The organism is Microbulbifer sp. TYP-18 (assembly GCF_040932045.1).
Classification (GTDB): Bacteria; Pseudomonadota; Gammaproteobacteria; order Pseudomonadales; family Cellvibrionaceae; genus Microbulbifer.
In genome coordinates, this window is the sequence record NZ_JBFRBC010000003.1 from 302,657 (window position 1) to 320,598 (window position 17,942).

The 17,942-nt window shown below is 56.4% G+C and carries 13 protein-coding genes; all 13 read left to right on the forward strand.

The genetic code is table 11. The features are described 5' to 3' along the window. Positions 1–147 precede the first annotated feature (147 nt). Positions 148–2,637, forward strand: a complete 2,490-nt coding sequence (locus ABVT36_RS05670) for a DNA internalization-related competence protein ComEC/Rec2 (RefSeq protein WP_368455671.1) — start codon at positions 148–150, stop codon at positions 2,635–2,637. 331 nt (positions 2,638–2,968) lie between these two features. Then, complete coding sequence (locus ABVT36_RS05675; protein ID WP_368455673.1) at positions 2,969–3,589, forward strand: MotA/TolQ/ExbB proton channel family protein; 621 nt, start codon at positions 2,969–2,971, stop codon at positions 3,587–3,589. Between the two features lie 15 nt (positions 3,590–3,604). Further along, a complete protein-coding gene (locus ABVT36_RS05680; RefSeq protein ID WP_368455674.1) occupies positions 3,605–4,024 on the forward strand; it encodes an ExbD/TolR family protein in 420 nt (139 codons plus the stop codon). A gap of 70 nt (positions 4,025–4,094) precedes the next feature. Further along, positions 4,095–5,924, forward strand: a complete 1,830-nt coding sequence (gene msbA / locus ABVT36_RS05685) for a lipid A export permease/ATP-binding protein MsbA (protein ID WP_368455675.1) — start codon at positions 4,095–4,097, stop codon at positions 5,922–5,924. Between the two features lie 9 nt (positions 5,925–5,933). Next, positions 5,934–6,959 (forward strand): tetraacyldisaccharide 4'-kinase, encoded by a 1,026-nt coding sequence (gene lpxK / locus ABVT36_RS05690; RefSeq protein WP_368455676.1) that lies wholly within the window; start codon positions 5,934–5,936, stop codon positions 6,957–6,959. Then, entirely contained in the window at positions 6,956–7,720 is a 765-nt protein-coding gene (gene kdsB, locus ABVT36_RS05695; protein ID WP_368455678.1) for a 3-deoxy-manno-octulosonate cytidylyltransferase, read from the forward strand. Before lpxK ends, kdsB begins: the two co-directional genes overlap by 4 nt. A gap of 3 nt (positions 7,721–7,723) precedes the next feature. After that, positions 7,724–8,740, forward strand: coding sequence for a UDP-N-acetylmuramate dehydrogenase (gene murB / locus ABVT36_RS05700; protein WP_368455679.1), 1,017 nt, complete (start codon positions 7,724–7,726; stop codon positions 8,738–8,740). 297 nt (positions 8,741–9,037) lie between these two features. Beyond that, on the forward strand, positions 9,038–9,682 hold the full coding sequence (locus ABVT36_RS05705) for an alpha-ketoglutarate-dependent dioxygenase AlkB (protein ID WP_368455680.1): 645 nt from the start codon (positions 9,038–9,040) through the stop codon (positions 9,680–9,682). A gap of 230 nt (positions 9,683–9,912) precedes the next feature. Then, complete coding sequence (locus tag ABVT36_RS05710; protein WP_367150788.1) at positions 9,913–10,566, forward strand: response regulator; 654 nt, start codon at positions 9,913–9,915, stop codon at positions 10,564–10,566. 79 nt (positions 10,567–10,645) lie between these two features. Then, a complete protein-coding gene (gene uvrC, locus ABVT36_RS05715) occupies positions 10,646–12,469 on the forward strand; it encodes an excinuclease ABC subunit UvrC (protein ID WP_368455681.1) in 1,824 nt (607 codons plus the stop codon). A 102-nt stretch (positions 12,470–12,571) separates the two neighbouring features. Then, the gene (gene pgsA, locus ABVT36_RS05720; RefSeq protein WP_368455682.1) at positions 12,572–13,132 is read left to right on the forward strand and encodes a CDP-diacylglycerol--glycerol-3-phosphate 3-phosphatidyltransferase; all 561 of its coding nucleotides are present in this window, start codon (positions 12,572–12,574) and stop codon (positions 13,130–13,132) included. A 613-nt stretch (positions 13,133–13,745) separates the two neighbouring features. Next, the gene (locus ABVT36_RS05725; protein WP_368455683.1) at positions 13,746–15,794 is read left to right on the forward strand and encodes a ricin-type beta-trefoil lectin domain protein; all 2,049 of its coding nucleotides are present in this window, start codon (positions 13,746–13,748) and stop codon (positions 15,792–15,794) included. Between the two features lie 516 nt (positions 15,795–16,310). After that, positions 16,311–17,891: an arylsulfatase gene (locus ABVT36_RS05730; RefSeq protein ID WP_368455684.1), complete on the forward strand. Its 1,581-nt coding sequence runs from the start codon at positions 16,311–16,313 to the stop codon at positions 17,889–17,891. Positions 17,892–17,942: the final 51 nt, after the last annotated feature.

A 17,942-nucleotide genomic window follows, 5' to 3' on the forward strand; every position in this document is an offset into this window, starting at 1 on the left:
TTATGACCATGGATATTACTTTGGACAGCTAAGACAGTTGTTGCGGCCCTTTCGCACGTAAACTGTGCTCACCGGTGGCTTTACAAGTCATTGCCTCTTCTGGCACAAGGAAGCAAAAGAACGGACAACATCAGGGCCCTCCAGGGCATGAATCCAACAATCTCCAGGATTGGTTTTGATATTGAAAGGGGCTGGTCGCTGCGTTGTGGCCAGCTGCTGTGGTGCTATGCGGCGGGCATAGTGGCGGCGGGGTCTTTGCCGGCGTTGCCGGAAATCCAGTTGGTGCTGGCTATGGGGCTGGTGCTGGGGATTGTGGCCCTGATGTTGCCGTGGCGGCGGCAAATTCTTCCTGTCGTACTGGTGTTCGCCGCTGGCTTTTACTGGAGTGTCTGGCACAACCAGCGGGCCCTGGACCAGCGCCTGCCTCCCAGTCAGCACGGCTCTGATTTCACGCTCTCTGTACGCCTGGTATCCCTGCCCGGTCACCACTATGGAAAGGCTGGCGCTGCGCCGGAGAACGGTGCGCAAAACCCGGATCTGCGTTTTAGCGCACGGGTCCTTGGCATGGACGTGGGGGGCGGACAGGGGCTGCCTCCGGGAGCCCTGCTGGATTTGACCTGGTACCGGGCACCGCACAAGGTGCTTTCCTCGATGCGCGCAGCCAGTGTATGGCGGTTGACTGTGCGATTGAAGCGGCCGCGGGGCAGTGTGAACCCCCAGGGGTTCGATTATGGGGGCTGGTTGTTGCAGCGGGGTGTTTTTGCCACCGGCTATGTCAGAGCTGGGGATAAAGCACCAGAGCTGATGGCCGCCGGATCCGGGTTGGATGATTTTAGGCAGAGGATCCGTGATCGGTTGTGGACGCGCCAGCTGCCGCGCAGTGACCTGCTGGCGGCGCTGTTGCTGGGGGACCGCAGCGGCGTTGGCCAGGAGGACAAAATGCTGTTGCGTCACACGGGCACGGCCCACCTGCTGGCCATCTCCGGGCTCCACGTGGGTATGGTGGCGGGACTGTTCCTGGCACTGGGCACCCTGCTGGGTCGCTGTTTCGGCCTTGTGACCGGCAGAGTGGCGGTGGCGTGGCCCGTCGGGCTGGCTCTGGCTGCGGCGGTGGCCTACACCTTGCTGGCGGGTGCACCACTGTCCGCGCAGCGGGCACTGGTGATGACCGGGGTGTTATTGCTGGGATGGTGTTGGCGCCGTCGTATCTCCGCGGGGCTGGCTTATGCAGCTGCGCTTGCCATGGTGCTGACCATTCAGCCATTGGCATTTTTCAGCGCGGGTTTCTGGCTCTCTTTTCTGGCGGTGGGTGCGCTGTTACTCAGCTTTGTCGGACGCTGGAAGATCAGTGCCGCGCCGGCGCCGGACAAGACCCCCTGGCGGCTGCGGGAAACTTTTTTTGGGTTGTGCCGCAGCCAGTGGGTGGTGGGGCTTAGCCTGCTGCTGCCTTCACTGGTCTATTTTTCCGGTTTCAGCTTCAACGGTTTGCTGCTCAACCTGGTGGCGATTCCCTGGATGGGTCTGTCGATACTGCCGTCGATCATGGCGGGCACACTGCTGGGAGACACAGCAGCGGGCAATGTACTGCTCGGTTTTGCCGGTAAGCAACTGCAGGCACTGATGGATCTGCTGAGTGCCGGCCGGGATCTGTGGCCCGGCTGGTGGGTGATGGTTGCGCCACACAAGGGATCAGCATTGTTCCTGGCGGCGGTGGCCATTCTTTTATTGCTGTTGCCGCGAGGGTTTCCGGGACGGGTGATGGGCTGGCTGGTAATAGTGCTGTTGGCGGCACCTCTGGTGCCGCAGCTGGCTGCGGGCGTGCGGGACAGAGACCGGTTTGCGGTGACGGTGCTGGATGTGGGGCAGGGCCTGGCGGTGGTGCTGCGCGGCGGCGGAAACCTGTTGGTTTACGACGCGGGACCAAGCACCGCCGGCGGCTGGAATTCGGGCAGCGCCATAGTGGCTCCTCATGTGGTCGATGCAGGCTTTACGGCGGTGGATACGGTGATCATCAGCCATGGGGACAATGACCATGCGGGGGGTGCCGGGGGGCTCGCTGCAGAACTGCGATTGGACCGGCTGGTGGCGCCCGGTGCCCTTGCCCATAAGCTGGCCCGCCAACTGGGGGTCGGCGGCTCCCAGTGCCTGGCGGGAAGGACTGAGCGGCTGGGTCCGGTGTCCATCCAGTGGCTGTGGCCGCGATCGGCTGAAATAAGCGGTGAAATCAACGATCACAGCTGTGTGGCATTGGCACACTGGAGGGGTGTTCGCGTGCTGCTGGCCGGCGATATTTCCGCGGCGGCTGAACGAGAGATGGTCCGGCGAATTCCGCCCCCGGGGCCCGTGGATCTGCTGGTCGCTCCCCACCACGGTTCCCGTACCTCATCTTCCGATGGATTTATTCAGTGGGCCAGGCCGCGCAATGTGGTCTTCAGTGCCGGTTTCCGGCATCACTTCGGTCACCCCCACCCGCAAGTCGTGACGCGCTATGTCCAGGCCGGGGCGCGGGTGTTCAACACTGCCGACAGTGGTGCGGTGACATTTCTCTGGAGTGACGATTCGGGGCTCCGGGTCAGTGAGGCCCGCGACGGCGGCCGTTTTTGGTATCGGGACAATGAATTGCCTCGAACCGACTAAAGCGATAAGGACTGTTTTTCACCCGCTTTCGCACCGCATAGGGATTCCTGTACCCACGTTGGCTGATTGATACCTGATTCAAAGCGCTGAGAAGGGAATCCGGTTTACGGGTTTCGACTCTGTTCAGATACTGGCGGTGCTTTTTTGAGCATTGGGCACAACGAGCTCTGATAATGAGAAAAAAGTTTTGCAGTTTGGTCTTGCTGGCCGCTGGACAACCGATAGACATCAGTTGAATGAAAAAGATGTCCCCATGGTGCTTAGTTGGCGGGACCAGCTGTGGTAGAGTTTCAGCGCAAAATTCCCGTTCCGCAGTCTGGGGCTTAGAAGAGTGTTAGAAATAATAAAATCCGGCGGCTGGCTGATGCTGCCGATCCTGCTTTGTTCCGTTGCCGTGATCGCCATTACCATCGAGCGGCTGTGGACCCTCAACCCGCGCCGCATTGCGCCCAGACACCTGCTAGGGGAGGTCTGGAACTGGTTGAAGAATAACCAGATCAATGGGGATAAGATCAAGGAGCTGCGTGACGCCAGCTATCTCGGGCGTATCTTTGCCGCCGGGCTGTCCAACTCCCGTCACGGCCGGGATGTGATGAAAGACAGTATCGAGGAGGCGGCCAGCCAGGTGGTCCACGAGCTGGAGAGGTTTGTGGGTGCTCTCGGCACCATCGCCGCCGTGGCGCCCCTGATAGGACTTCTGGGTACAGTGGTGGGAATGATTGAGGTGTTTACCGCCATCATGTTGCAGGGCACCGGCAATGCCGGCGTCCTGGCCGGGGGTATCAGTCAGGCACTGATTACCACTGCCGCCGGCCTGACCGTGGCAATTCCCGCATTGATGGCACACCGCTACTTTCAGCGCCGGGTGGACAGCATAGTGGTCACCATGGAGCAGGAAGCGGTGAAGCTGGTGGACGCGCTGCACAGCGACCGTCGTATCGAAGTGGCCTGAGCGGGGTAACCAGGGATGCAATTTCGCCGCCAGCCGAAGGAGCAGGAAGGGGTTAATCTGACGCCCCTTATCGACGTGGTCTTCCTGCTCCTGATATTTTTCATGGTGTCCACCACTTTCACCAAGGAGAGCCACCTCAACGTCAATCTGCCGCAGGCCGCCGGCCCGCAGGCGGAGGATCCGCCGGCTGGTATCGAGATACTGATCAATGCGGACGGCTCCTACGCGGTGGATGGCCGTGCCCTGATCAATAAAAAACTGACAACCCTGAAATCGGCGCTGTCGGAAGTTTCTGCGGGCGAGTACAATCGCCCACTGATCATTACTGCCGATGCCACCGCCCAGCACCAGGCGGTGGTGCGTGCGATGGACGCCGCGGGACAGCTCGGATTCGTCAATCTGAGTATCACTACGCGGCAGCCGCAACCAGAGTAACCCATGGGATGCCCAGGGATCGCCGCCAGGCGTGTCGGAGTATCCGCAACCGGGCACTGTAAGACAACTTATGGACAGAGCCGCCGCATCACCGCGTAAACCCCTGCACGGTGCCAAAACCTACCACCGCCTGTTGCAGTATGCTTTGCCTTACTGGCCCATCTTCCTGCTGGCGGTGTTTGGCTTTCTGTTGTTTTCCGCTATGGGCGTGAGCCTGATCGCGGTCACCGAACTGCTGCTGGATGCGGTTGGGGCCGGTATTCAGGAGGGTCGTGGATTCCTGTCCAGGTTTGTCGCCGGCTACTTTCCCGGCGGTGTCATGCCCCGGGAGACTGCCCGCTGGCTGATCCCGCTGGCCATGCTGCTGATCATAGTGCTGCGCGCCTGCGGCAACTTTGTTGGCAGTTACGGCCTGGCCTATGTAGCGCGCTCCGTAATTCACCGTTTGAGAACCGAACTGTTTGTTAAAATCAGCGAACTCCCCAGCGCCTATTTCGATCGCTATACCGGCGCCTACCTGATTTCCAAGGTTTCCTACAATGTGGAGCAGGTAACCAATTCCATCAGCAAAGCGCTCAAGGTTCTGATCAGGGAGTCGTTTACCACCATTGGCCTGCTGATTTATCTGCTTCTGGTCAACTGGAAACTGACCCTGACCTTTTTTCTCTTTGCACCAATCATCGCCACCATAGTGCGGGTGGTGGGTAAGAGGTTTCGCAAACTCAGCCACCGCATACAGAACACCATGGGCGATGTCACCCATGTGACCCAGGAAGCCATCAACGGCTACCAGGTGGTCCGCATGTACGGCGGCCGCGCCTACGAAAATGCGCGCTTCGAGTCCGCCAGCGATAAGAACCGGCAGCAGTTTATGAAACTTGTGGTGGCGGACAATGGCAGCGTTTCGGTGATCCAGATTCTGGTGGGGCTGTCCACTGCCACGATTGTTTGGCTGGCGCTGGCACCGGGCATAGTGGAGTCCATGACCGCCGGGGTGTTTGCGGCCTACATAGGTGCAGCCGCCTCACTGGCAAAGCCAGTGCGCAGCCTGTCGGAGGTTTTCGCCGATATTCAAAAGGGCATTGCCGCGGCGGAGAGTATTTTCACTGTGTTTGACGCGCCCAAGGAACCGGATACAGGTATGGCGAAACTGGCAGAGCCTGTACGCGGCGCGGTCACTTTCGAGCACCTGGGTTTCCGCTACGACGATGCGGCACCGGAAGTGTTGAGCGATATTCATTTTCAGGTTTCGCCCGGGGAAACCGTGGCACTGGTGGGAGCCTCGGGTTCCGGCAAAAGCACGCTGGTCAGTTTATTGGCGCGCTTTTACCAGCCCACAAGCGGGCGCATCCTCCTGGATGGCATGGATATTGCGGAATTGTCCCTGAGCGATCTCCGCCACCAGATCAGTATGGTGTCGCAAAATATTGTGCTCTTTAACGATACCGTATATCGGAACATCGCCTATGGCGAGCTGGAGAACTCGACACCCGAACAGGTCGAGAGAGCGGTGAGGCTCGCCCATGCAACGGAATTTGTGGAAGAGCTGCCCAACGGTCTGCAGACGGTGTTGGGTGACAATGCGCAGATGCTGTCCGGGGGGCAGCGGCAGCGTCTGGCCATTGCCCGTGCGCTGCTCAAAAACTCCCCTTTGCTGATTCTCGATGAGGCGACCTCCGCGCTGGACAATGAATCCGAGCGCCAGATCCAGGCGGCGCTGGAAGAGGTGATGAAGAACCGCACCACCTTTGTTATCGCCCACCGCCTCAGCACTGTGGAAACTGCGGACCGGATACTGGTCATGGAAAATGGCTGCATCATCGAGAGTGGCAACCACGGGCAACTGCTGCGCGCAGGCGGCCGTTACGCCACACTGCTGCAGCAGCAAACCGCGCGCTAGGGTGGGGTGATGTCACTGGAAGACTGGTTCAACAGGCGCTGGTACCCGAACGGGAATAGTGGCTCTCCGCTGACCCCGCTGGCGCCCCTGTCGGGGCTCTATGGTGTACTGGCCGGCCGGCGCCGCAGGCGATATCTCACCCAACCCCCGGAGCCGCTACCGGTACCGGTGATTGTGGTGGGCAACATTACCGTCGGTGGTGCCGGCAAGACACCGCTGGTGGCGGAGCTGGCGCGCTGGCTGCACGGCCGGGGGCTGAATCCCGGGATAGTGAGCCGGGGTTACGGCGGTCGGCCCCGGGCCTATCCCTATCAGGTCACCGCCCAGTCCCATGTGCTGGAGTCCGGCGATGAACCGCTTATGCTGCATCTGGTCACCGGGCGCCCGGTGATGGTGTCGCCAAACCGTACTGAGGCCGCCCGGGCCCTGATCGATTATCATCAGTGTGACGTGATTATTGCCGATGACGGCCTGCAACATTATGCTCTCTGGCGCTCGCTGGAAATCTGTGTGGTAGACGGCGTCCGCGGGCTGGGCAACGGCAGGCTGCTCCCCAGGGGGCCTTTGCGGGAACCCGGTTCAAGGCTGCGCCAGGTGGATATGGTGGTGGTCAATGGCGAGCCCACAGAAAAGGTACGGCAGCAGTGCGGCGACCTGTTGGAGTTTGAGATGCAGCTGGAGCCATCCTGCTGGCACCAGTTCAACCTGGATGATACTTCAACCCTGAAGCTGGCTTCCGGCCCGGAGCCCGGCCCCTGTCACGCGGTTTGTGCCATTGGCAACCCGCAGCGGTTTTTTCGTGGGCTGAGCGCAATGGGTTACCAGGTGAAGGAGCAGGCTTTCGGCGACCACCACCAGTTTACGCCCCATGAATTGCACTTCGATGGAGAGACCCCGGTCATAATGACGATGAAGGACGCGGTAAAGTGCCGCGACTTCTGGCAGAGCCACTGGTGGGCTCTGGAAGTGCGAACAAAACTGCCGGACACTTTTTACCAGCGTGTCCACAGCCATCTGCAAGAATTTCAGCGATGAGTCAACACCCTTCCTTTGACATTGTTATCCCGGCCCGCTTCGGTTCCAGCCGGCTACCCGGAAAACCGCTGGTGGATATCGGTGGCGAACCCATGATCCAGCATGTACACCGGCGCGCCAGTGAAAGCCGTGCCCAACGCGTGGTGGTGGCTACCGATGATGCCCGGGTGGCTGAGGCGGTTCATGCCTTTGGCGGTGAAGTCTGCATGACGTCCCCAGAGCATGTGTCCGGCACCGATCGCCTGCAGGAGGTTGCGGTCAAGCTGAATCTGGCGGCGGATCGGATACTGGTCAATGTGCAGGGGGACGAACCGCTGATTCCCCTGGCGGTGATCGATCAGGTTGCAGCGAATCTGGCCGGAACCTCTGCGGGTGTTGCCACCCTGGCGGAGCCCATTGGCTCTGCCGGGGATTTCCTCAACCCAAATATCGTCAAGGTGGTCACCTCCGGATCGGGCTTCGCGCGCTATTTTTCGCGCGCACCCATTCCCTGGCCGAGAGACGCCTTTTCCAGGGATTCGAGTCGTCTGCCGGACGGGTTTTACCCCCGGCGCCATATTGGAATTTACGCCTATCGGGTGGCCCTGCTCAATCGCTTCGTCGCCTGGCCAGTGGCACCACTGGAGGCCGCTGAATGCCTGGAGCAGTTGCGCTTCCTGCACCACGAGCACCCCATCCACGTTGCGGATGCCTGTGAACAGGTCCCCGGCGGTGTCGATACGGAACAGGACCTAGAGCGCATGCGGGAAATACTGGCCTGACCCATGATTGACACCGACGTGGATTTACAGCCCCTGAACACCCTGGCCATAGCCGCCAAGGCGAATTATTTTGCCCGGGTGAACAGCCTGGAACAGCTGCTGGAGGCGCTGGAGTTTTCCCGCCGGCGGCAACTGCCGGTTCTCCCTCTCGGTGGTGGCAGCAACATAGTGTTGACGGGAGATTTTCCTGGGCTGGTGATTCACCTGCAGTTGCAAGGTGTGTCGATGGTGGATACCGGTGAGGACACTCTGGTGACTGCAGCGGCGGGGGAGAACTGGCACCAGTTGGTAATGCGGACTGTGGAGCAGGGTATTGGCGGACTTGAGAACCTGGCGTTAATCCCCGGCTGTATTGGCGCCGCGCCAATACAAAATATCGGCGCTTATGGCGTTGAGCTGCGGGATATTTTTTGGGACCTGACTGCGGTGCATATCGCCAGTGGCGAACAGCAAAAATTTTCGGCTAGTGACTGCCAGTTCGAGTATCGCAACAGTGTTTTTAAGGGCAGTACCCTGGACCAATATGTCATCACACAAGTGCGGATGCGATTGCCACGCCGCTGGGTACCACGGGTTGATTATCCGGCCCTGCAGCACTACTTCAGTGAGCATCGGCTGGATGCGGCTGAGCAGGGGCCGGACGAGATAGCGCGGGCAGTAATTGCCATTCGCAGCAGCAAGCTGCCGGACCCGGCAGAGATCCCCAATGCAGGCAGCTTTTTTAAAAACCCATTGGTTAGCGAATCCTGTTATTTTGCCCTGAAGCAGCGCTACCCGGAACTGGTGGCCTTTCCCGCCGGCGAACGGTGGAAGCTGGCGGCCGGCTGGCTGATTGAGCGGGCCGGCTGGCGCGGCAGGCGCATCAATAATGTCGGCGTGCACCATCGCCAGGCATTGGTGTTGGTAAACCCGGGACGGGGCCCGGGGGCAGAAGTGACACGATTGGCAGCTGAAATCGCAACAGATATTTACCAGAAATTCGGTGTCGAGTTGGAGCCGGAGCCCCGCTACTATCCCTAGCAGGTTGTTGAAAAAGGCATCCTGCCTTTTTCAACACACGAAAAGCGAAAAATGTGATTTTCACTTTTCTCCCAAAATCAACGACTTAGGCGTCGCCGATTTGCCGGAACATCCATATTCCGGTACCAGGCGTCGAAATTCTTCGAATTTCAACAGCCTGCTAGGGCCTGTTCAAACTGACAGAATTGGCCTCGTCCGGGACAGCAGTTTAGCGGGTGGCGTGGCGCCACTTTTCGATGGGCAGACTCCCGGCGACGTTTTGCAATCGGTGGAAAAAACAGGGCTCCACGACCAACCATGGTGAATGAGAATATTTTTACCTCCAGAGCACTGGCGGTGGCCGGGGCCAGTGAATCGGTCGAACGGTTGGCACTGGAGCCGGGCAGAGCACTGTTGATCCGGGACTGGTTATCGCCGGAGGCCTCGGGCGAACTTCAGCGGGACTGCCGCCAAAACCTGCAGTGGGATCAGCCGAAAGTGTACCTTTTTGGCCGTCACTACCCCATTCCAAGACTGCACGCCTATGTGGGTGACCCGGGCGCTGTGTATCGGTGGTCCGGGCTGGCTTTGACTCCCCAGCCCTGGAGCCGGCCACTGACGGCTGTGCGGGCGCGGCTCGCCGCCGCCGGTTTTGATTTCAACTCTGTATTGGTCAACCGTTATAGGGGTGGGCGTGACAGCATGGGGTGGCACGCGGACAACGAGCGGGAACTGGGTACTTATCCAGTCATAGCGACACTCAGTCTGGGACAGTTGCGCAGGCTGAGTTTCCGGCGACGGGACAAGAGTCGGCGTCTGGCGTTGGATTTACCAAACGGATCGCTGCTATTAACTTCGGGTGCGGTACAGCAATTCTGGTTGCATCAGCTGGCAAAAAGTGCGCGCCAGATGGATGAAAGAATCAGTTTGACTTTTCGAAAAATCGAATTGAGTCCATCATAAGTCCGTATTCATTGTCGGGTTAATAGATGCTTTTCCATTCGCCGGTGCTGGCATCACTGGTATCCCTTTGCACCGACAGGATAGTCTGGTATGTTGCTCCAAGGCTTTGTGGCATTACTTTTACGAGGTCGGTTTCCTCGTCAGGTGAAAACTATAAAAACGGTAAAAGATTGCAGGCGGGACTGGGTTCCGCAAAACGCAACGTAGTGTATTCCGTAGTTGGGGCGAAATTGACTAAAGTCTTGGTGGTAGACGATCACGACCTGGTGCGTATGGGTATTTCGCGCATGCTCGCTGACGTCGATGGAATTGAAGTGATTGGCGAGGCGAGCAGCGGAGAGGAGGCCCTGGATTTCTGCCGCCAGACAGAGGTTGACGTTATTCTTATGGACGTCAAGATGCCGGGTATGGGAGGACTCGAGGCCACCCGCAAGTTGTTGCATCGCTGGCCCCAGATGAAGGTAATCGCAGTCAGCGCTCTCGACGACGATCTTTTCCCGGGGCGCATGCTAAAAGCCGGAGCCTGGGGTTATCTGACCAAGGGTACGCAGCTCAAGGAAATGATCGTGGCCATTCGCACCGTAGTTGCCGGAAAGATGCATATTACCAGAGATGTTGCGGTCAAGTTGGCAGTGCGCAATATGGGCGGGAAGCTGGCAAATGCCTCCCCATTCGATAAGCTTTCCGAACGTGAACTCCAGGCGGCTGTCATGATCGTCAACGGAATGAAAGTGGCGGAGATTGCCAATACCATGTCGGTCAGTTCCAAGACTGTCAACAGCTATCGCTATCGTATTTTTGCCAAGCTGGATATTCAGAGCGATGTGGAGCTGGCGCTGCTCGCGGTAAAACACCAACTGCTCGATCCGGAGGCCGCCCTGTAAGATCTTGTTGTCAGACCGGAAATTTTGATGTAATTCCCGGCACCAAATGACGGATCCCATAGCAGATAGCTGTACCACTATGAGGCAACCTTTCGACAGCAAGCGCTTTTTGCAGAGTCTGACCCGCAGCCCCGGTGTCTACCAGATGTTTGACGCCGAAGGGCGCATATTGTACGTCGGCAAGGCCAAGAATCTTCGCAACCGCCTCTCCAGCTACTTTCGCGCCGCCGGGCTCACAGCCAAAACCATGGCGCTGGTGGAGCGAATCAACAGCATTGAGGTTACCGTCACCCGCAGTGAGACCGAGGCCCTGGTGCTGGAGCAGAGTCTCATCAAGTCCCAAAAACCTCCCTATAATGTGATGTTGAGGGATGACAAGAGTTACCCTTATATTTTCCTCTCCAGCAAAGACACCTTTCCCCGCATTGCTTTGCACCGGGGTGCAAAGCGCAAAAAAGGGCAGTATTTTGGCCCTTATCCCAATGCGGCTTCCGTAAGAGACAGTGTGAATTTTCTGCAGAAGACATTCCGCATCCGCTCCTGTGAGGACAGTGTCTTTCGCAACCGTTCACGGCCCTGTTTGCAATACCAGATCAACCGCTGCACCGCACCCTGCGTCAATTTTATCAGCGAGGAGGACTATCGCGCTGATGTGCGCCATGCGGAAATGTTTCTCAGCGGCAAAAGCGACACTATCATCCGCGAACTGGCAGATGAGATGGACAAGGCGTCCAAACTGCTCGACTTTGAAAGGGCCGCGCGCCTCCGCGACCAGATCGCCGATTTGCGGCGCCTGCAGGCAGATCAGGTGGCGGAGAGAAGCAGCGGTAATGTCGATGTGATCGGAGTGGCCGTCCTGGGCGGTAATTGCTGCGTACACATTCTATTTATCCGGCAGGGGCGGATACTGGGCAGCCGCAGCTATTTCCCAGCGGAGCGGCTGGGGCTTTCCGCTGCCGAATTGCTGTCCGCTTTTATTCCTCAGTTCTATCTGGGGGGACGGCGCGAGGTGCCGCGGGAAATCCTCACTGCGGAGGCTGTCGGCGATACTGAGCTTTTGCAGCGTGCCCTCAGCGAACACAGTGGGCGGGAGGTGACACTGGCGCACCGGCTGCGCGGCAACCGGGCGACCTGGGTCTCTATGGCACAGCAGGCCGCGGAGCAAAATCTCAGCAGCCGCACCGCAGCCCAGCAAAAGTTGCTCAGCCGCTTCGGCGCCCTGCAGGAGAGCCTGGGCCTGGAGCAGCTGCCCGAGCGGCTGGAGTGCTTTGATATCAGCCATTCCAGCGGGGAGGCACCAGTGGCATCCTGTGTCGTCTTCGATACCGGCGGCGCAGTAAAGTCCGACTATCGCCGATTCAATATTGAGGGGGTCCAGCCCGGAGACGACTATGCGGCGATGGCCCAGGCACTGAAGCGGCGCTACACACGCCTTGCCAGCGGGGAGGGTAAATTCCCCAATATACTGCTTATCGACGGCGGCAAGGGCCAGGTGCGGCAGGCGGTGGACTGCCTGAATGAATTGGGTGTAGTGGGTGTGCAGATAATTGGCGTGGCCAAGGGCAGCAGCCGCAAGGCGGGACTTGAAACCCTCTATGTGGTGGCGGGGGACAAGACCCATGTGCTGGCATCAGATTCCGCTGCGCTGCACCTGATTCAGCAGGTGCGGGATGAAGCGCACCGCTTTGCCATAACCGGCCATCGTGCACGACGGGATAAAAAGCGTCGTGAGTCGCCCCTTGAGGGCATCCCCGGGGTTGGGCCGGCACGCCGCAGAGCCCTGCTGCGTCATTTCGGGGGACTGCAGGAGATACGTCGCGCGACTGTGGATGAGCTGGCGGGTGTGGATGGTGTGAGCGGAAAGCTGGCCAGGGAAATTTACGACGCGATGCACAGCCACTGACCCGCGCACTGTGTCACAGAGCCAAAAAGCCGGGTCGCAGGCAATGTTTCTTTTTCTTCCATGACTTGGTAAGTTACACCCTCATTAAAGACAGGGGCAAGCATGACACTCGCCAACCAGATAACGCTACTGCGCGTCGCGTTGATACCGGTATTCGTATTGGTATTTTACCTGCCCTACAAATGGAGTTATCTGGCTTCGGCAGTAATTTTCTCCGCAGCGGCCATCACCGATTGGCTGGACGGCTACATAGCCCGGCGAATGAATCAAAGCACGCCTTTCGGAGCTTTTCTGGATCCCGTAGCGGATAAGCTAATGGTTGCCACTGCGCTGGTTTTACTGGTCGGTCTGCATCAAAACAGTTGGTTCACCGTGGCTGCGGCGGTGATTATCGGGCGTGAAATTGCGGTATCCGGGTTGCGCGAATGGATGGCTGAACTGGGTAAGCGCAGCAGCGTAGCGGTTTCTTTTATCGGCAAAATCAAAACGACCGCCCAGATGGCGGCTATTATAGTGCTACTGGCTTTCGATGTGCGGGAATATCCACTGATGGAAGCCCTTGGCTATATATTGCTCTATGTGGCCGCCGCGCTCACATTGTGGACTATGGTATTATACCTTCGCGCTGCCTGGCCGACCCTGATGGGCGAGCCGGACGTCTGAATCAATTGCTATTCCGGCGCCTGCGTCGGTCCCTGTTCTGCAGCAATACTTCCCTATACCGCACTTGCTAGGCACTTTATTTGGCGGGTTGGTTAATAGTTACCGGTATAAAAAGCCTCCCCGGCTTTTTAGCCAGAGTTTGCGGCGCATCTCCGCAAGCCTTTCACCACGAAGAAAAACTATAATCTGATGAATTCTTGTGTGACGGTAAAAATATTTATTTCTATTTTCGTTTGCTTGTACGGCTCAATTTTATTCTATTCATCTTCACTTTTTAAACTTTATTGCTTGATTCCGCAAAAGATTTTCCGGCTGATATTCTCCATTTTAAAAATTCGTTTTGCAATGATTGATTCTGGGTGGTGCCAGCTTTCATCCTGATGGCGTGTGGCTTGCAAAGGTGTCCGCCATGGATTTATCTATTTTTTCCAGGGCCTGCCGCCAGAGCGGTAATTATTACAATTAATTGATGCGTCTTTGGTTGTCTGTAGGGCTTGTAAACAACGACGGCGAGATGTTATAAAAAATAGTATTGAAAAATAGAAAGAGGATAATTTTTGAATTAGAGCAAGATTTTCTTATTTAGGATAAAAATCATACAAGGATTCGTCATATGAATGTCATAAAGACACGCTCATTTTTTCTCGCCATACTCTTTTTTATCTGCACAGTTTTCTACTTTATTCCAGGCTACTCCCAGGCACATATCAGTGAATTCAGTTTTGCCACTTTTAATATGCAGGGGGCAAATAGCGATACTGACAGTACCTGGCAAGTGGATGTCCGGGCGATTTTGAGCGGAACCAGAGAGTATCTTGGTGCTCCACGGGATCTGGTAGCACTGCAGGAAGCCGGGGCAGTGCCCGCCTCGGCCGGTAATGCACTGAGAAGCTGGGAGGCTGCAGCGGCTCCCGGAGCCATCGTTTCAGAATATCTGTGGACTGTAAATCGACAGAGTTACTATATTTATCATCTGCCGGTATTTGGAGATCACGATACGCCTTCCGACGGTAGGCGCACCAACCTTGCCATTGTTTCACGCTATAGAGCCAGTGCAGTATCCATCCTTCCCGCGACACAGGGCACCAGCCGCGAAAGTTTTGGAATTACCATCAATACCGGTGCCCAGGGTAGTACCCCTACCACGGTCTACACTGTTCACGCGGGCTCATATGGGCGCACCAGGAACAACAATGCCGATACGGTGTTGGCGCAGATTGCGACAGCCAACCCCACCTCTTCGTGGCTGGCTCTGGGGGATTTTAACCGGGACCTGCAAAACCATGAATATCCGGATACGAATGGAAACCCTCTGCCGGATTTAACCCCAACACTCCCGGCCGGAAGCCACCTGTACCGGAGCTTTCAGCCAACCCATATATTTCCCACCAATGATACCAGGCCGGGTGAACTGGATTTTGCGGTGTCAAGTGATTTTATCGCTGGATTTGGTGGCAGAAATCTGTCGGTTTACTCCGACCATGCGGCAGTGGGGTTCGAGTTGGGTGGTGCTGCAGGTGAAGGCCATATAGCGCTTAAACTTCGGGATCAGACCAAATGTGTGGAAGTGGCCGGCGGGCAGCCAGTGGACAAAGCGAATTTACAATTGTGGGACTGTAAGAATCGTCCGTCACAGCGCTGGTCGTTTTATCCGGATGGCACTATTCGCTCCATGGGTTTGTGCATGGGCCGTGTCAGTGGTGACTACAACGTACAACTACAAAACTGTATATCCGGAAGCCTCCAGCAAAGGTGGGTGGTTGATCATGTCGAAGGGCATATTGCCTCTTCATCGGCCACAGGTCTGTGTCTGGACGTCAATAGGCAACAAGGTGGCGATAACTCAAATGGGGCCAATATCGATCTCTACGATTGCGGCGGCCTTACCTATGATGCGGACTTTTCCTGGGTAATTCCGGCGCGTGAGGGAAACCTGGTGCCCAGGAAAGACTATAGCAAGTGTGCTGAAGTATCCGGTGCTCAAACTGCCAACGGAACCCAGATCACAATTTGGGGTTGTGAAGATTTACCCAATCAGACGCCGGAACAACTGTGGACCTTTTCCACAGATGGCACAATTCGGTCTATGGGGAAGTGTCTCGACAATGCCGGAGGGAGTAGTAGCAATGGCAATATAATCCAGTTGTGGGATTGTAGCAATAACGGTGCTAACAATAATCAGCAGTGGGTGATAGCAAATAATCAGCTAAAAAACCCTTTTACTGGCAAGTGCTTTGACCTCAGTCAGGGGGATACTTCCAATGGTAATGATGTCTGGCTTTGGGATTGCCAGAGGACAAATCTGAATCAGCAGTGGTTCTATCCCGAAGTTCAGGGTCGTCTGATGCTCGTTGATAGTGGGGTTAGTGACTGTTTGGATGATGACGGAACTCAATTCCTGGACGGCGTCTGCAAGCCATATAATGATCCGGAAGCAGGAAATCAATTGTTGCAAATCAATGTAGATGGAAGCATCTATAACGATGGGCAATGCCTGGGGGTCAACGCCAGTCAGTCCAACCGCGTAGAATGGATGAACTGCAATGGTTCTGACGCCCAGAGATGGTATCTTGACGATGATCTGCGCTTAAATAATTCCATCTACTGGCCCTTGGTTATCGATACCTACTCTCTTTCAGAAGCAGAATTTATCATATGGTAATCTGGTCGTAAGGCGCTCAGGGTTTCTGGCCGGTTTGCTTAGGGCTATGGATCGGCAATATTATGAGCCCGGCTGGACAGCACAATATCTGGAGTTTATCCCAACGCGGCACAGCTGGCCCGATGCCTCGCAAGTTTCGCAGGATCGCTTGCGAATTGGGCAGATTTTGGGCTTTGAAAAGGACTGGGAAGCTTTACTTCTTAAGGTGACCTTCTGTTGCAGAAATTAGCGTTGAATAGAGTTCAGGGGGAGTACAGTCCCGAGGGTAGTGTAAGCTGGGCCCGTCCTCAAGGTGTATGCCAGTGCAGGACGCATTTATGTCCTCAGGTGTGATGGTCAGAGGGGTAGGCTCGGCAGCAGCAGGCTGTTGAGCCGGTCCCATTAATTCGTATGTTTGTCGTCAAGGGTTGGTGACGCCAACTTCCTTTTCCGGATTTGAGCTGTTGATAATCATCTAGTCTTGAAGGAGGAATTGGCCAAAGTTGTCCTGGCCATACTGTGGCCGGAGGTAAATTGATGCACAAGCAAACTCTTTGGTGGATCCTTCCTCAACGCCTCGCTGCAAGCTGGCGATCTTTGGCGTCAATTGCCTTCTTAGTGATATCCGGCTCCGCCTGGACCCAGGAAAAGCCTAACATTCTGGTGATCTGGGGAGACGATATTGGTGTTTGGAATATCAGTTTCAACAATCGGGGCATGATGGGTTATATGACCCCCAATATCGATCGCATAGCCAATGAGGGGCTGTCGTTTACCGACTATTATGGCCAGCAGTCCTGCACCGCCGGTAGGGCCGCATTTGTAGGTGGCAATGTCCCCGTCAGGACAGGAATGACCAAGGTTGGACTGCCAGGGGCAAAAGAGGGCTGGCAGGAATCCGACGTGACCATTGCAACGGTGATGAAAAGTCTCGGCTATATCACCGGTCAGTTCGGTAAGAACCATTTCGGTGACCGTGACGAGCATCTGCCTATCAATCACGGATTCGATGAGTTTTTCGGTAATCTTTACCACCTGAATGCGGAAGAGGAACCGGAAAATCGGGACTACCCTAAAAATCCGGAGTTCCGCAAGAAATTCGGCCCTCGTGGTGTGATCCGAGCCAAGGCAAACGGAGAAATTGAAGACACAGGGCCGCTGACCAAAAAGCGCATGGAAACCATTGATGACGAAACTATTGTGGCGGCGATCGAGTTTATCAAGCGCGCGCACAGGGACAATAAGCCTTTCTTTGTCTGGTGGAATGCCACGCGGATGCACTTCAGGACACATGTTCGGGAGGAGCACACTAACCTTGCCGGGCCCAACAGCAACGAATACGAAGACGGTATGGTGGAACATGACCAGCATGTGGGCCAGTTGCTGGATCTTCTCGATGAATTGAAAATCGCCGACAATACCATCGTCTTCTATTCCACTGACAATGGTCCCCACTACAATACCTGGCCAGATTCCGGAACCACGATTTTCCGCAGCGAAAAGAACTCCAACTGGGAAGGGGCCTATCGGGTGCCGGCTTTTGTGCGGTGGCCGGGTAAATTTCCCGCCGGCAAGACCTTGAATGGTATCGTTTCCCACGAGGACTGGCTGCCGACCTTTGCCGCCGTTGGTGGTGACCCGGACATCAAGCAAAAACTGCTTGAAGGAGTCAGACTGGAAGGCAGGAAATACCGGAACTATATCGACGGCAAAAACATGCTGCCGTATTTCACTGGTGAGACGGATAAATCACCACGCTCGGACTTTATCTATGTCAATGACGATGGTCAGATAGTGGCGATGCGCTACGATGCCTGGAAATCGGTCTTTCAGGAAAACCGGGGGCAGGCGTTTGGTGTCTGGATGGAACCCTTCACGGAATTGAGAGTCCCTCTGTTGTTCAATCTGCGCCGCGATCCATTCGAACGCGCGCAGCACAACTCCAATGTATATTACGATTGGCTGATAGACAGGGCGTTTGTGTTGGTGCCAATGCAGCAGATAGCGAGCGAGTTTCTCAAAACCATGCAGGACTATCCACCCAGCCAGAGTCCGGGCTCATTCAATCTGGAAAAGGTCCAGAAGCAGATAGAGGCAGGTGCTTCCGGCAGCAACTGACCTGTATAAGGACGGGGTCCTGTGGACTTGGGGAGCCAGTCCCTATCTCCA

Coding starts and splice junctions, on each gene's coding strand:
- ABVT36_RS05670 (WP_368455671.1), top strand. CDS start 148: ATGAATCCAACAATCTCCAGGATTGGTTTTGATATTGAAAGGGGCTGG.
- ABVT36_RS05680 (WP_368455674.1), top strand. CDS start 3,605: ATGCAATTTCGCCGCCAGCCGAAGGAGCAGGAAGGGGTTAATCTGACG.
- msbA (WP_368455675.1), top strand. CDS start 4,095: ATGGACAGAGCCGCCGCATCACCGCGTAAACCCCTGCACGGTGCCAAA.
- lpxK (WP_368455676.1), top strand. CDS start 5,934: ATGTCACTGGAAGACTGGTTCAACAGGCGCTGGTACCCGAACGGGAAT.
- kdsB (WP_368455678.1), top strand. CDS start 6,956: ATGAGTCAACACCCTTCCTTTGACATTGTTATCCCGGCCCGCTTCGGT.
- murB (WP_368455679.1), top strand. CDS start 7,724: ATGATTGACACCGACGTGGATTTACAGCCCCTGAACACCCTGGCCATA.
- ABVT36_RS05705 (WP_368455680.1), top strand. CDS start 9,038: ATGGTGAATGAGAATATTTTTACCTCCAGAGCACTGGCGGTGGCCGGG.
- uvrC (WP_368455681.1), top strand. CDS start 10,646: ATGAGGCAACCTTTCGACAGCAAGCGCTTTTTGCAGAGTCTGACCCGC.
- pgsA (WP_368455682.1), top strand. CDS start 12,572: ATGACACTCGCCAACCAGATAACGCTACTGCGCGTCGCGTTGATACCG.
- ABVT36_RS05725 (WP_368455683.1), top strand. CDS start 13,746: ATGAATGTCATAAAGACACGCTCATTTTTTCTCGCCATACTCTTTTTT.
- ABVT36_RS05730 (WP_368455684.1), top strand. CDS start 16,311: ATGCACAAGCAAACTCTTTGGTGGATCCTTCCTCAACGCCTCGCTGCA.